Here is a 14,780-nt window from a genome sequence, read left to right on the forward strand (position 1 = left end):
AGAATGTGAAACCAAGCATATTCGTCGCCAACCCGAGCATATAACCCACGCACCGAGCATATCCGTGGCCAACCCGAGCATATAACCCGCGCGACCGAGCATATCCGTCGCCAACCCGAGCATATAACCTGCACACCAAGCATATCCGTCACCAACCCGAGCATATAACCTGCATACCGAGCATATCCGTGGCCAAACCGAACATATAACCCACTCGCCCAATCATATCCACGCAAACCCTCCCACGAATTTCACCAATATCTCAAAACTATCAAAACTTTTAGTTGACTGAATGCTCATTCATAATTAAACTAGAAAATAGACATCGACACGTTACTTATTTTCGACTACACTATCTTTACTATTCAAACAACAAGGGAAGGGGAGATAATAAATGCATCCATTGATCATTGCCAACTGGATTCTGTTTCTCGCAGTCGTGGCTTACGCGCTTGCGTTGTTCACATATCTAATAAAAACACGGATTCAATTTATCAAACTGGGGAGAAAAGAAGAGTTTGATAATAACATTTCAGAACGTCTCCGCAAAATATGGATATACGTCTTCGGACAAAAGAAATTATTAAAAGATAAAAAGAGTGGAATTATCCACGTACTGTTTTTCTACGGGTTTTTACTCGTGCAATTTGGAGCGATGGATCTTATCTGGAAAGGATTAAAACCGGGGTCACACTTACCATTCGGTCCATTATATCCCGCCTTCACATTCTTCCAGGAAATCGTCGCTGTTACAATACTTGTCGCAGTCGTGTGGGCATTCCACCGTCGATATATCGAAAAGCTAGTTCGTTTGAAACGTGGCTGGAAATCTGGACTAGTCCTTATTTTCATCGGGGGGCTCATGCTTTCGACATTACTTGCGAACGGTATGAACATGATTTGGCAAGGACATGAAACATCGTGGTCTGAACCAATCGCTTCAACGATTGCAACGATTTTTAGTTTCATGCCGGAAACTGGGGCAGCCGTCATATTCTTCATTGCTTGGTGGATCCATCTGCTAATCTTACTGACGTTCCTGGTCTATGTGCCGCAATCTAAACATGCGCACTTAATCGCAGGACCTGCGAACGTTTATTTCCACCGTCTTGATCATGCAGGCCGTTTAAAGCCAATCGACTTCGAAGCATTGGAAGATGTGGAAGAAGGCGAAGAGATGCCGCCACTTGGGGTTGGTAAAATAACTGACTTTACGCAGCTACAAATGATTGACTTATACGCTTGTGTTGAATGTGGACGTTGTACGAATATGTGTCCAGCATCTGGAACTGGTAAAATGCTGTCCCCGATGGATCTCATTACGAAACTACGTGATAATCTGACAAATACAGGTGCACTTGTTACAAAGCAGAAACCATGGGTACCAACACTCGCGTTCAATAAAACAAAAGGCAACCAGATTGCATTTGCAGCTGGACTTGAAGGCGCTACAATGGACGATATTTACAACCCGTCCCTCATCGGCGATATCATCACCGAAGAAGAAATTTGGGCTTGTACAACATGTCGTAACTGCGAAGACCAATGTCCGGTTATGAATGAACACGTTGACAAAATCATCGACCTTCGCCGTTATCTTGTTATGACAGAAGGAAAAATGGATCCCGATGCACAGCGCGCGATGACAAACATCGAACGTCAAGGGAATCCATGGGGTCTTAACCGTAAAGAGAAAGAAAACTGGAGAGATGCACGTCCGGACCTTCATATTCCAACGGTTAAAGAATTGAAAAAAGCGGGCGAAGAATTTGACTACCTGTTCTGGGTAGGCTCAATGGGGTCATTCGACAACCGTTCACAAAAAATCGCCTTATCATTTGTCCATCTTATGAATGAAGCGGGCATCAAGTTCGCTATTCTTGGTAATAAAGAGAAGAACTCTGGAGACACGCCACGTCGCTTAGGGAATGAGTTTTTATTCCAAGAGTTGGCTACAGCAAATATTGAAGAATTCGAAAAAGCGGGCGTCACAAAACTTGTTACAATTGACCCGCATGCCTACAATATCTTCAAAAATGAATACCCTGATTTCGGATTTAAAGCAGAAGTCGTTCATCATACGGAAATGCTTTACGAACTAGTTGTCCAAGGGAAGTTGAAACCGGAGTATGCAATCGACGAAACAATTACGTTCCATGATTCATGTTATCTAGGCAGATACAATGACGTTTATGATCCGCCACGTGAAATCCTTAAAGCAATTCCTGGCGTTAATCTTGTTGAGATGAAACGTAATCGTGAAGACGGCATGTGCTGTGGAGCGGGTGGAGGGCTTATGTGGATGGAAGAAGACACAGGTCACCGTATCAACGTTGCCCGAACAGAGCAGGCGCTTGAAGTTAGTCCGGGAATCATTTCATCTGGCTGTCCATACTGTTTGACAATGTTGTCAGATGGAACGAAAGCGAAAGAAGTGGAAGAGTCTGTCGGCACATATGACATCGCCGAATTACTAGAACGTTCGATTTTCGGTGAAGACTGGAAGCCGGCTGTTGAGGTTGAAGTAGAATCGATTGTGCAATAAACCGTTGTAACTCGGCTTTTCTTGGTGCCAGTTACTGACTCAATTCGTGCCCTTCAACTTGTGGCAGCTACTGGTACCGAATATAAACCATTGCGAAACAATCAGTGTTATCGTACAATTGAAGAAATTAGACTTATAGAATGCATGAGAAAAAAAGGAGTGGAAACACTCCTTTTTTCTTGAATTACTTATCGAGCGAGCGTTCAGTCACCGGTGCCAGTTACTGACACAATTCACAATTCTCGAATTGTGGCAGCAGCTGGCACAATGAATGAAAGCGTTACCAACGATCATCAAAGGGGCGATAGAAATGGGAAGAACAGTCATAGTAGGCGGTGCACGTACACCATTCACAAAATTAGGCGGAGCGTTAAAATCACTGACAGCAAGTGATCTTGGGGGGATTGCTATCAAAGATGCATTAAATCGTGCAGGCGTGACAGCAGACGAAGTCGGTGAACTCATTATCGGAACGGTCCTACAAGCAGGGCAAGGACAAATTCCTTCTAGGCAAGCAGCGACGAAAGGTGGACTTCCGTGGTCCGTAAAAACGGAAACCATCAACAAAGTATGTGCATCAGGCATGCGCAGCGTCACACTAGGAGATCAGTTAATACGTCTAGGCGATGAAGAAGTCATTGTTGCGGGTGGAATGGAGTCTATGTCAAATGCACCTTACTACGTGCCAAAAGCAAGATTCGGATTAAAAATGGGCGATGCAGAACTGATTGACGGTTTGATCTACGACGGACTTTCTTGTTCATTCTCGCCAGACCGTGTTCACATGGGCATTTACGGCAACTTGACGGCTGAAGAATTTTCATTAACGCGAGCAGCACAGGATGCATGGTCGCTCCGCAGCCACGAACGTGCATTGCATGCGATTGACACGGGATTGTTCGCACAAGAAATCGTTCCAGTTGAAGTTCCTCAGCGTAAAGGTGATCCCATTGTTGTCGATACAGATGAAGCACCACGCCGCAACACTTCACTCGAATCACTGGCGAAATTGCGACCGGTATTCGGCAAGGATGGCACAATAACGGCCGGAAACGCACCAGGCGTAAACGACGGAGCGTGTGCACTTGTGTTGATGAATGAAGAGCGTGCGCTAAAAGAAGGAAGAACACCACTAGCAGTCATTATTGGTCATGCAGAAGTGGCTATTGAACCTGAAAACTTCCCACAAACACCTGGGCTTGTTATTAATGCATTACTTAAAAAGACGGGTAAGAAACTAGAAGATATAAAGCTTTTTGAAATAAACGAAGCATTTGCAGCTGTTGCTCTCGCAAGCTCACAAATTGCCGAACTAGATCCTAAAAAAGTGAACGTCAATGGCGGTGCAGTTGCACTCGGTCACCCGATCGGCGCTAGTGGGGCGCGTATTATCTTAACGCTTGCACATGAATTGAAACGCCAAGGCGGCGGTATTGGTATTGCAGCAATCTGTTCAGGCGGAGGCCAAGGCGACGCAATTATGATTGAAGTAGCAAAATCAGAATGATCGGGAGGCGTTAATCAATGGACATTAAAAAAATAATGGTTATCGGTGCAGGGCAAATGGGTGGAGGAATTGCTCAAGTCTGTGCACAAGCCGGCTTCGACGTAAAACTGAATGATATAAAAGAAGAATCCTATGCGAAAGGCCTTGCGGTTATTACAAAGAATCTGTCCCGCAATGTCGAAAAAGGCCGTATGACGGAAGAGGAAAAACTAGCAGTCCTTGGTCGTATTACGAAATCACTTGATCTGCAAGATGCATCGGATGTAGATATTATCATCGAAGCTGCAGTTGAAAATATGGACATCAAAAAGTCCATTTTCGCGAAGTTGGATGAAATCGCTCCGCAACATGCCATTCTTGCATCCAATACATCGTCACTTCCAATCACGGAAATCGCAGCGGCAACAAAGCGTCCTGAACAAGTGATTGGCATGCATTTCATGAACCCGGTCCCAGTGATGAAACTGGTTGAAATCATCCGCGGTCTTGCAACTGCTGACGAAGTGTACAAAGCGGTTGAAGACATGACAGTGAAATTGTCTAAAACGCCGGTAGAAGTAAATGACTTCCCAGGCTTCGTCGCAAACCGTATTCTTATGCCGATGATTAACGAAGCAATCTACACGCTCTATGAAGGCGTCGCAACAGAACAAGCGATTGATGAAGTCATGAAGCTCGGCATGAATCACCCAATGGGGCCGCTTCAACTCGCAGATTTTATCGGACTCGATACATGTCTATATATTATGGAAACGCTACACGAAGGATTTGGCGATTCGAAATACCGCCCATGTCCACTGCTTAGGAAATATGTAAAAGCAGGATGGTTAGGTAAGAAGTCAGGCCGAGGATTCTACGTTTACGACTAACTAACGCTTACATTTAAAGGGGAAATCATAATGGATTTAACATTCACCGAAGAACAGCAGATGATGCGCGACATGGTACAAAATTTTGCGAAGACTGAAATTGAACCGTTCATTCCACGAATGGAAGCTGGGGAATTCCCACGTGAAATTTTAAAGAAAATGGGCGGGCTCGGTTTGATGGGCATTACTGTCCCAGAACAATACGGTGGGGCGGGCATGGATTTCATCTCGTATATTAGCGCCATCCATGAACTGTCGAAAGTAAGTGCCGTTGTCGGTGTCATTCTTTCCGTTCATACATCGGTTGGTACAAACCCGATTATGTATTTCGGTAACGACGAACAGAAAAACCGTTACCTCCCGAAATTGGCAAGCGGCGAATACCTTGGTGCTTTCTGCCTGACAGAAGCATCATCCGGTTCTGACGCAGGATCACTTAAAACACGTGCAGTTAAAAAAGACGATCATTATGTACTTAACGGCTCTAAAATGTTTATTACCAACGGTGGCGAAGCGGATGTTTACATCGTCTTTGCATCGACAGATCCGTCTAAAGGGACTTATGGTATTTCAGCATTTATCGTCGATAAAGACACACCGGGCCTCGTCATCGGAAAAGATGAACGAAAAATGGGGCTTCACGGTTCAAGAACAGTAGAGCTGTCGTTCGATCAAATGAAAGTTCCGCTAGAAAACTTGCTCGGTGAAGAAGGCGGCGGCTTCAAAATTGCAATGGCGAACCTAGATGTTGGTCGCATCGGTATCGCGGCGCAAGCACTCGGTATCGCAGAAGCAGCACTTGAAGCAGCAACAGATTACGCCAAACAACGCGTCCAATTTGGTAAACCAATCGCCGCTCAACAAGGCGTTGGATTCAAACTAGCAGATATGGCAACGGCGGTCGAGGCGGCAAAATTGCTCGTCTACCGTGCCGCACAACTTCGTGCAGAAGGACTGCCATGCGGAAAAGAAGCATCAATGGCTAAGCTTTTCGCCTCAAAAGCGGCAGTAGAAGGATCGATTGAAGCAGTTCAAGTATTCGGCGGTTACGGCTACACAGAAGATTACCCAGTCGAGCGCTATTTCCGCGACGCAAAAGTAACAGAAATTTACGAAGGCACAAGCGAAATCCAGCGTATTGTTATTAGCAAACATTTGATGAAGTGATGTACGCATAGGAAATCCGGTGTCCAGTTACTGACACCATTCAATGTCCAAAAAACACTCGAAAAAACAGGGGGAATTAAAATGAACTTTAAACTATCCGAAGAACACGAAATGATCCGCAAAATGGTCCGCGACTTTGCAGAAAATGAAGTCGCGCCAACAGCAGCAGAACGTGATGAAGAAGAACGTTTCGACATGGAAATCTTTAAGAAAATGGCCGATCTTGGACTGACAGGTATCCCTTGGCCTGAAGAGTATGGCGGCATTGGCAGTGACTTCCTTGCGTATTGTATCGCTGTAGAAGAATTGTCACGTGTTTGTGCGTCAACAGGCGTCACTCTTTCCGCTCATACCTCGCTTGCAGGCTGGCCTGTATTTAAATACGGTACGGAAGAACAGAAACAACAATACCTTCGTCCAATGGCAGAAGGTACAAAAATGGGGGCATATGGTCTAACAGAGCCGAGTTCTGGTTCTGATGCAGGCGGCATGCGCACATCAGCGAAGCTGGACGGGGACGACTACGTCTTAAATGGTTCTAAGATATTCATTACAAACGGCGGTATTGCTGACATCTACATCGTCTTCGCGGTTACTGATCCAGATTCAAAACATAAAGGAACTAGCGCATTTATCGTCGAAAAAGATTTCCCAGGATTCTCTGTTGGGAAAAAAGAGCGAAAACTCGGCATTCGTTCATCGCCTACAACTGAAATTATGTTCGACAACTGTCGTGTACCGAAAGAAAACCTACTTGGGGAAGAAGGGGAAGGCTTCATCATCGCTATGAAAACACTTGACGGCGGCCGTAATGGAATTGCTGCACAAGCAGTCGGAATTGCACAAGGGGCACTTGACGCAGCTGTTGACTATGCGAAAGAGCGTGTTCAGTTCGGTAAACCAATCGCTGCAAACCAAGGCATTGGCTTCAAATTGGCAGATATGGCGACAGCAACGGAAGCTTCAAGACTGTTGACGTACCAGGCTGCTTGGCTTGAGTCAAACAACTTACCATATGGTCAGGCATCTGCAATGGCAAAACTAATGGCTGGAGATACAGCTATGAAAGTGACAACAGACGCTGTTCAAGTTTTCGGAGGATACGGATATACAAAAGACTATCCTGTTGAGCGATACATGCGTGATGCGAAAATTACGCAGATCTACGAAGGAACGCAAGAAATTCAGCGCCTCGTTATCTCCCGTATGCTGACAAAATAAGCGGGGAGGTGTAGAGAAGTGAATAAACGAGAAGTGAAATCGTCTGTCAAAGATGAAAATCTGATTGAAAAACGCCGTGAACAGATGATTCGTGGTGCGGTGAAGCTTTTTAAAGAGAAAGGGTTCCACCGTGCGACAACCCGCGAAATCGCAAAAGAATCGGGATTTAGTATTGGAACACTTTATGAATATATTCGCACCAAGGAAGATGTACTCTACCTCGTTTGTGACAGTATTTATAACGAAGTGCATGACCGTCTTTCTGCCCTGCCTACACAAGAAGGGACAGTGGATGGACTGCGGGTAGCCATTAACCAGTATTATCATTTGATTGATGATATGTCTGATGAATTTCTGGTGATGTACCAAGAGTCGAAATCGCTACCAAAAGATGCATTGCAATACGTTCTGAAAAAAGAAATGGAAATGGTCGCTTTGTTCGAAAATCTGCTGGATGCATGTGCAAAATCGGGGGAATTGCGCATTTCAACAGAACAAGTTGGTATCGCGGCACATCACATCGTCGTTCAAGGACAGATGTGGGCATTTCGCAGATGGGCATTGCATAAAAGCTATACGATAGAAGATTATATTCACGTTCAAACAGATCAGCTATTTAAAGGTTTAATTGGGGGAAACGTTCAATAACGCAAAAGGGGTGTTCCATATATGGCAACAGTTGAAATTTATAAACCGAAACACCATATTCGGTTCGTTACAGCGTCGAGTCTTTTTGATGGTCATGACGCATCCATCAATATCATGCGTCGTATTATGCAAGCGAGTGGTGCAGAAGTAATTCACTTGGGGCATAATCGTTCTGTCGAGGAAGTTGTCAACGCGGCAATTCAGGAAGATGTTCAAGCAATTGCAATGTCTTCGTACCAAGGCGGGCACGTTGAATATTTCAAATACATGTATGATCTACTACAGGAAAAAGGTGCGCCGCATATTCGCATTTACGCAGGTGGCGGCGGAGTTATCATCCCGAAGGAAATCAAAGAACTGCATGACTACGGCATCACATGGATATTTTCACCTGAAGATGGGCGCAAAATGGGCCTTCAAGGGATGATTAACCGAATGATGGAGCAATGCGATTACCTCACAGCGACAGACAATGAAATGGAAAACCTTGAAAAAATAACAGTTGATCAGCCGGAAGTACTCGCAAATGTAATTACGTTCGTGGAGGAAATGTACGGCCAGGACGACGCGCAAGCAGCTGCAGTTGTTGAAAGAGCACGTACACTTTCTAAAAATACGCCGGTTCTTGGGATTACTGGAACAGGTGGAGCGGGGAAAAGCTCGCTTACTGACGAATTAATTCGTAGATTTCTCCATGAACTACCTGAAAAAAGAGTCGCAATCCTATCGATTGACCCAACGAAACAAAAAACAGGCGGGGCGTTACTGGGTGACCGCATTCGCATGAATGCCATCTTCAACAAGCGCGTATTCATGCGAAGTCTTGCAACACGCGGTTCTCGGACAGAACTTTCCGGAGCGATTCGGGATGTGTTAGACGTCGTGAAAACAGCTGGTTTCGACTTAATCGTTGTTGAAACAAGCGGAATCGGGCAAGGGGACGCGGAAATTACGGAAGTTTCTGATGCTTCGATGTATGTCATGACAAGTGAATTCGGTGCGCCGACACAACTTGAAAAGATTGACATGATTGATTTCGCAGACCTGATTGTTATCAATAAATTCGAGCGTAAAGGCTCTGAAGATGCATTGCGTCAAGTACAGAAACAGTATCAGCGCAGCCATCTACTATGGGATAAAGACCTCGATACAATGCCGGTGTATGGCACAATCGCAAGCCAGTTCAACGACAAAGGGACGAATTCACTGTTTGCAGCACTCGTTTCCGTATTGAACGACAAATGCGGCCTCGACTGGGAAACGTCTTATGGGCAATTCGTTAAAACACAAAAGCAAAACGTCATCATCCCGAACGACCGTCAGCAATATTTACGAGAAATCTCAGACACGGTTCGTGGGTACCATAAAAAATCCGAAGTGCAGGAAACACTTGCACGCAAATTATTCCAGCTTGAAGGAGCTATTCAAACGGTCAACGAACAAGCGCCAGACGATGCGCTCGTGACTTCACTGCAATCACTTGCGGAGGGCATCAAAGAAGAATTGACGCCAGAATCAAAACGAATCCTTGCCAACTGGGCGAAGTTGAAAGAAGCCTACGCGGGCGATGAATTCATCACAAAAGTTCGCGACAAAGAACTGCGTACTGCTTTGACAACAACAAGCCTTTCTGGATTAAAAATTCCGAAAGTCGCGTTGCCGAAATACAAAGACTACGGAGAAATTCTTCGCTGGGTTTATAAAGAAAACGTCCCGGGTTCATACCCGTATACAGCTGGTGTATTCCCGTTCAAACGCGAAGGCGAAGATCCGAAACGACAATTCGCAGGAGAAGGAACACCGGAACGGACGAACCGCCGTTTCCACTATTTGTCGAAAGATGACGATGCGAAACGTCTATCAACGGCATTCGACTCAGTGACATTATACGGAGAAGATCCGGATGAACGCCCAGATATTTACGGGAAAGTCGGGGAATCTGGCGTCAGCATCTGTACGCTAGAAGATATGAAAAAACTGTACGAAGGTTTCGATCTGTGTGCACCGGCAACGTCTGTTTCCATGACCATTAACGGTCCAGCACCGATTATTCTTGCGATGTTCATGAATACAGCAATCGATCAGCAAGTGCGCATCAACGAGGAAAAACTGGGACGCGCACTGACGGTTGAAGAATTCATTGCAGTCAAAGAAGGAACGCTTCAAGCAGTTCGTGGAACAGTGCAAGCGGATATACTTAAAGAAGACCAAGGGCAGAATACATGTATCTTTTCGACGGAATTCGCGCTTCGCATGATGGGGGATATTCAGCAGTACTTCATCGATGAAAAAGTACGTAATTACTATTCGGTATCGATTTCTGGCTACCATATCGCTGAAGCAGGTGCGAACCCGATTTCACAATTGGCATTCACACTGTCAAATGGCTTCACATATGTTGAATATTACTTGAGCCGCGGCATGAATATCGATGATTTCGCTCCAAACTTGTCGTTCTTCTTCTCGAACGGACTTGATCCGGAATATACGGTTATCGGACGCGTTGCTCGCCGTATTTGGGCAGTCGCTATGCGCGAGAAATATGGCGCCAACGAGCGTAGTCAAAAATTGAAATACCATGTCCAAACATCAGGACGCAGCTTGCACGCACAGGAAATTGATTTTAACGATATCCGCACAACATTGCAGGCGCTTATGGCATTGCAGGATAACTGTAACTCGCTTCACACCAATGCTTATGACGAAGCCATTACAACGCCAACGGAAGAATCAGTCCGTCGTGCGATGGCAATCCAAATGATCATCACAAATGAGCACGGCCTGTCGAAAAATGAAAATCCGCTTCAAGGCGCATTTATTGTCGATGAATTAACGGATCTCGTTGAAGAAATGGTCTTGCGCGAGTTTGAAAGCTTAAACGACCGCGGCGGCGTGCTAGGATCGATGGAAACACAATACCAACGCGGTAAAATCCAAGAAGAATCGATGCATTATGAAATGAAAAAGCATTCGGGCGAGTTGCCAATCATCGGCGTTAACACATACTTGAATCCGAATCCACCATCGTCTGATGACGTCGATAACATGGAAATCGCACGTGCCACGCAACAAGAGAAAGAAACACAAATTCTCAACTTACGCGCATTCAAAAGCTTGCATGCCGATCAAACCGAAGAAGCCTTGAAGAAGCTAAAAGCAGTAGCAGTTTCAGGCGGCAACATTTTTGGGGAACTAATGGAGACGGTAAGAGTTGCGAGTTTGGGACAGATTACGAATGCGTTGTATGAAGTAGGCGGGCAATATAGACGGAATATGTAACAAGAAAAGCGGAAGCGGCCGTTAAGCCTCGACAGGCGCTGGAGGGTCATCTGAAAAAGGCGCCATTTGCCTTTATCAGATGACCCGAAGCGACCCGAGAGGCTGGCCGCTGGAGCTAGACATCTAAGGAAGGCAGCCGAAGTTCGCCGCGTCGTGCGGCAATGGCTGCATGACCTGCATCCTGCAGGCCCAAGCTTCAGCAACTCGAGAGGCTGGCGCCTGAAGCTGGACACAAAATTCGTGCAAACTTCGGTTTAGCACGGATTTTCCGTATAAAAAGTTACTATATGTATTGAACAAATGAATAGTATATAAACAGAGCGAAGGCGCCTTATCAGGGGTAGCCGAAGCCCTAAGACTGGCGGCGAAGCTGCTTGGCTTAGGGCGGGAGGCATCCCCGAGCGCCGTAGCGGTATTGAAGGGATTCTCTATCTCCTACACGCCATTTTAAATTGTTTAGTGTGTACTTTTCATTTAATTGGATATTGCTTGTAATTTCCACGTATAATAGAGAGAATGACTGGAAGGGGTGCTGGCGTGAAACTATATATGCATATATTGATCATAGCCATCCTTGCCACCCTCATTTTTCTACTATATGATAAGGGACTAGGTGCAATCCCTTTTTTGCTTTCTGGAGCATATTTGGTGTTTATATGTGTGACAGAACTTCGACACTCCAAAAAGAATAAAAGAATGTAGCATATTTTGGACTGCATTGTTTATAATGATAAGTATGTTTGTGTTTATCCCGCATTAACGGGCAGTAAGATCCCCATTTCAACCCTTCAAAGAAATAGGAAGAGTAAATGGGGATCAACTGCCCATAAATGCCCGAATGGCTTAACTAACAATCAGAGGGGGATGAGGAACTCCCCCACTGATTGAAGTTACGCTTTATAGAAAGGACGTGCATTAATTGAACATCCGTGAAATGACGAAAGAACAACTGTTTGAAGAATCGATGATTGACATCGCTTATGCAGTTCTGGCGGAAAGAAAAGAGCCGCTAACATTGCTTCAGCTAATGGACGCAATCCGTAAACTTAACGGTGTAACGGAACGAGTTATGCGAACAAAACTGCAACAATTCTATACGGACATGAACATTGATGGGAGATTCCTTGCTATCAACGACAACCGTTGGGGACTGCGCGAATGGTATCCGGTCGATCAAATCGAAGTAGAAACAGCTCCAGTCGTAAAAGTACGCAAGAAGAAAAAGAAAAAAGCGTTGCTTGAAGACGATGACATCATTGATGACGAGGATGACGAGGATGAGTTGTTCGACGAAGAATTCGATGAACTGATCGATGAAGACGACGAGGATGACGATGAAGACGACGATGATGAGGAAGAAGAAGAGGAAGTTGTCGAGATCGAAGTAGATCTTATTGACCCAGATGACGAGCTTGAAATCATTCCCGATGATGCAGATCTTGAACTTGATGAAGAAGACGAAGAAGAGGAAGACGAGGATGAAATCAAGGAATAATTACTTGACTTCAGGCGTCTGACGCTATAAAATTTTGACTGGGCTCCTTAAAAGGACATGAACCAGTGTATATGCGCTCCTCCTGTAGATACTGTCTACAGACGGGGCGCTTTTTATTGTTTTAACATTATTCAGCAGAACTCCAAACCCCTGCTGAATAATGGAAGGCAACCTAAGTACGCCGCGTCCTGCGGCAAAGGTTGCATGACCTACAATCCTGTAGGTCCGCGGATGTCACAGATTTTGATAGGAATGAATTGAGTTGGCTCACGGCCTGCGTGATGCAGGTTGGTTAGCTGTTGTCGCAAGGAAGCGACGCATTTAGGCTAACTCCCTTACTTGATTTGGACTCAAATACGCCAAGGCGAATTTGATTTAAGCTAGAACGAAATAGGCGAATGGAGGAATAAAACATGACGAAGTATATTTTCGTAACCGGTGGTGTTGTCTCATCACTAGGTAAAGGAATCAACGCGGCATCACTTGGACGACTATTAAAATCTCGAGGACTTCAGGTGACAATCCAAAAGTTCGATCCATACATTAACGTTGACCCAAGGATGATGAGTCCTTTACAACATGGCGAGGTCTTCGTTACAGAAGATGGGGCAGAAACGGATCTAGACCTTGGCCATTATGAGCGTTTTATCGACATCAAATTGAACAAGTTCTCGAACGTTACTATGGGGAAAGTGTATTCATCTGTACTGAAAAAAGAACGTCGTGGTGAATACAATGGAGCGACAGTTCAAGTCATCCCTCATATTACAAATGAAATCAAAGGCCTGATTAAACGCGCTGGAAAAGAGACGAACGCAGACGTCGTTATTACAGAAATTGGTGGCAGTGTCGGCGATATTGAATCTCTTCCTTATCTTGAAGCACTTCGTCAGATGAAAACGGATCTTGGGAAAAGCGATGTTATGTACATCCATAACACACTTATTCCTTACTTACATGCAGCAGGCGAGATGAAGACAAAACCAACACAGCACAGTGTTAAAGAACTTCGAAGCCTTGGTATTCAGCCAAATATGATCGTTTTACGCAGCGAATATCCAGTGCCTCAAGAGATGAAAGATAAGATTGCATTGTTCTGTAATATTAAATCGGAAGAAGTGATTGAAGCGCTTGACGCGGAGACACTATACGAAGTGCCACTTAGATTGCATGAACAGAATATGGACAAAATCGTCGTAGATTTCCTGGAACTGGACACAATAGAACCAGATATGACGGAGATAAAAGCACTAGTAAACCAAGTGAAATCCCTATCGAAAAAAGTGCGCATCGGACTTGTAGGGAAGTATGTAGAAATGCAAGATGCTTATATCTCTGCAGTTGAAGCACTTCGTCACGCAGGTTACGGTTTCGACGCGGAAATAGAAATAAAGTGGATTTCTTCGGAAGATGTGACAGCACAGAATGCAGCTGAATTATTATCGGATGTTGACGGAATCCTTGTTCCAGCTGGTTTTGGAAGCCGCGGGATTGACGGTAAAATTGCAGCAATCACATATGCACGTACAAATCGCGTACCATTTTTCGGAATCAGCCTAGGCATGCAATTGGCTGCAGTTGAATACGCACGCAATGTTATGGGAATCAAAGATGCTCACTCGGTTGAATTTGATAAAGAGACGACGAATCAAATCATCGAGAGCCCAGCTGAAATCAATGGCAATGTGGAAGATTACTTCAGACTTGGTGTCTATCCATGTAAATTAAAAGAAGGAACAAAAGCGCGCGCAGCTTACGGCGAAGAGTTGATCTACGAACGCCATCGTAACCGCTTTGAATTTAATAATGAATACCGTGAGCAATTCGAGGCGGCTGGCATGACTTTGTCTGGGATAAGCCCGAATGACCAACTGGTGGAAATCATCGAGCTGGAAGATCACCCATTCTTTGTAGGTGTCTCGTTCCATCCAGAATTCGCATCACGCCCAACACGTCCACAACCGCTATTCCGTGAATTCATCGGAGCAGTAATGGCGGGGAAAGAATAAAGTTTCAGTTGCAAACTGTTGGACCGATCATAAATGTCGG

Annotated in this window: 9 protein-coding genes; all 9 read left to right on the forward strand. The window is 45.0% G+C overall.

The annotated features are described in order from the left end of the window. Positions 1–394: 394 nt before the first annotated feature. The 9 genes from I2483_RS05490 (at position 395) to I2483_RS05530 (ending at position 14,740) form a co-directional block, all read left to right on the forward strand. On the forward strand, positions 395–2,545 hold the full coding sequence (locus I2483_RS05490; protein ID WP_207174273.1) for a (Fe-S)-binding protein: 2,151 nt from the start codon (positions 395–397) through the stop codon (positions 2,543–2,545). Between the two features lie 310 nt (positions 2,546–2,855). Further along, positions 2,856–4,052: an acetyl-CoA C-acetyltransferase gene (locus I2483_RS05495; RefSeq protein WP_207174412.1), complete on the forward strand. Its 1,197-nt coding sequence runs from the start codon at positions 2,856–2,858 to the stop codon at positions 4,050–4,052. A 17-nt stretch (positions 4,053–4,069) separates the two neighbouring features. Next, positions 4,070–4,921 carry a 3-hydroxybutyryl-CoA dehydrogenase gene (locus I2483_RS05500; RefSeq protein ID WP_207174274.1) on the forward strand — a complete coding sequence of 284 codons (852 nt, stop codon included), beginning with the start codon at positions 4,070–4,072 and terminating at the stop codon, positions 4,919–4,921. Between the two features lie 30 nt (positions 4,922–4,951). Then, complete coding sequence (locus I2483_RS05505; protein WP_207174276.1) at positions 4,952–6,088, forward strand: acyl-CoA dehydrogenase; 1,137 nt, start codon at positions 4,952–4,954, stop codon at positions 6,086–6,088. A gap of 81 nt (positions 6,089–6,169) precedes the next feature. Further along, the gene (locus tag I2483_RS05510; protein WP_186667945.1) at positions 6,170–7,309 is read left to right on the forward strand and encodes an acyl-CoA dehydrogenase; all 1,140 of its coding nucleotides are present in this window, start codon (positions 6,170–6,172) and stop codon (positions 7,307–7,309) included. An 18-nt stretch (positions 7,310–7,327) separates the two neighbouring features. Continuing rightward, positions 7,328–7,957 carry a TetR family transcriptional regulator gene (locus I2483_RS05515; RefSeq protein ID WP_207174278.1) on the forward strand — a complete coding sequence of 210 codons (630 nt, stop codon included), beginning with the start codon at positions 7,328–7,330 and terminating at the stop codon, positions 7,955–7,957. 21 nt (positions 7,958–7,978) lie between these two features. After that, a complete protein-coding gene (gene icmF / locus I2483_RS05520) occupies positions 7,979–11,236 on the forward strand; it encodes a fused isobutyryl-CoA mutase/GTPase IcmF (RefSeq protein WP_207174280.1) in 3,258 nt (1,085 codons plus the stop codon). A 919-nt stretch (positions 11,237–12,155) separates the two neighbouring features. Beyond that, positions 12,156–12,731, forward strand: a complete 576-nt coding sequence (gene rpoE, locus I2483_RS05525; RefSeq protein WP_207174282.1) for a DNA-directed RNA polymerase subunit delta — start codon at positions 12,156–12,158, stop codon at positions 12,729–12,731. Positions 12,732–13,144: 413 nt separating this feature from the next. Further along, a complete protein-coding gene (locus I2483_RS05530) occupies positions 13,145–14,740 on the forward strand; it encodes a CTP synthase (RefSeq protein WP_207174284.1) in 1,596 nt (531 codons plus the stop codon). Positions 14,741–14,780: the final 40 nt, after the last annotated feature.

It is taken from the genome of Sporosarcina sp. E16_3 (assembly GCF_017347125.1).
Taxonomy (GTDB): domain Bacteria; phylum Bacillota; class Bacilli; order Bacillales_A; family Planococcaceae; genus Sporosarcina.

What these genes read in the sequence shown, in the direction of transcription:
- I2483_RS05490 (WP_207174273.1), top strand. Translation starts at nt 395, where the DNA reads ATGCATCCATTGATCATTGCCAACTGGATTCTGTTTCTCGCAGTCGTG.
- I2483_RS05495 (WP_207174412.1), top strand. Translation starts at nt 2,856, where the DNA reads ATGGGAAGAACAGTCATAGTAGGCGGTGCACGTACACCATTCACAAAA.
- I2483_RS05500 (WP_207174274.1), top strand. Translation starts at nt 4,070, where the DNA reads ATGGACATTAAAAAAATAATGGTTATCGGTGCAGGGCAAATGGGTGGA.
- I2483_RS05505 (WP_207174276.1), top strand. Translation starts at nt 4,952, where the DNA reads ATGGATTTAACATTCACCGAAGAACAGCAGATGATGCGCGACATGGTA.
- I2483_RS05510 (WP_186667945.1), top strand. Translation starts at nt 6,170, where the DNA reads ATGAACTTTAAACTATCCGAAGAACACGAAATGATCCGCAAAATGGTC.
- icmF (WP_207174280.1), top strand. Translation starts at nt 7,979, where the DNA reads ATGGCAACAGTTGAAATTTATAAACCGAAACACCATATTCGGTTCGTT.
- I2483_RS05530 (WP_207174284.1), top strand. Translation starts at nt 13,145, where the DNA reads ATGACGAAGTATATTTTCGTAACCGGTGGTGTTGTCTCATCACTAGGT.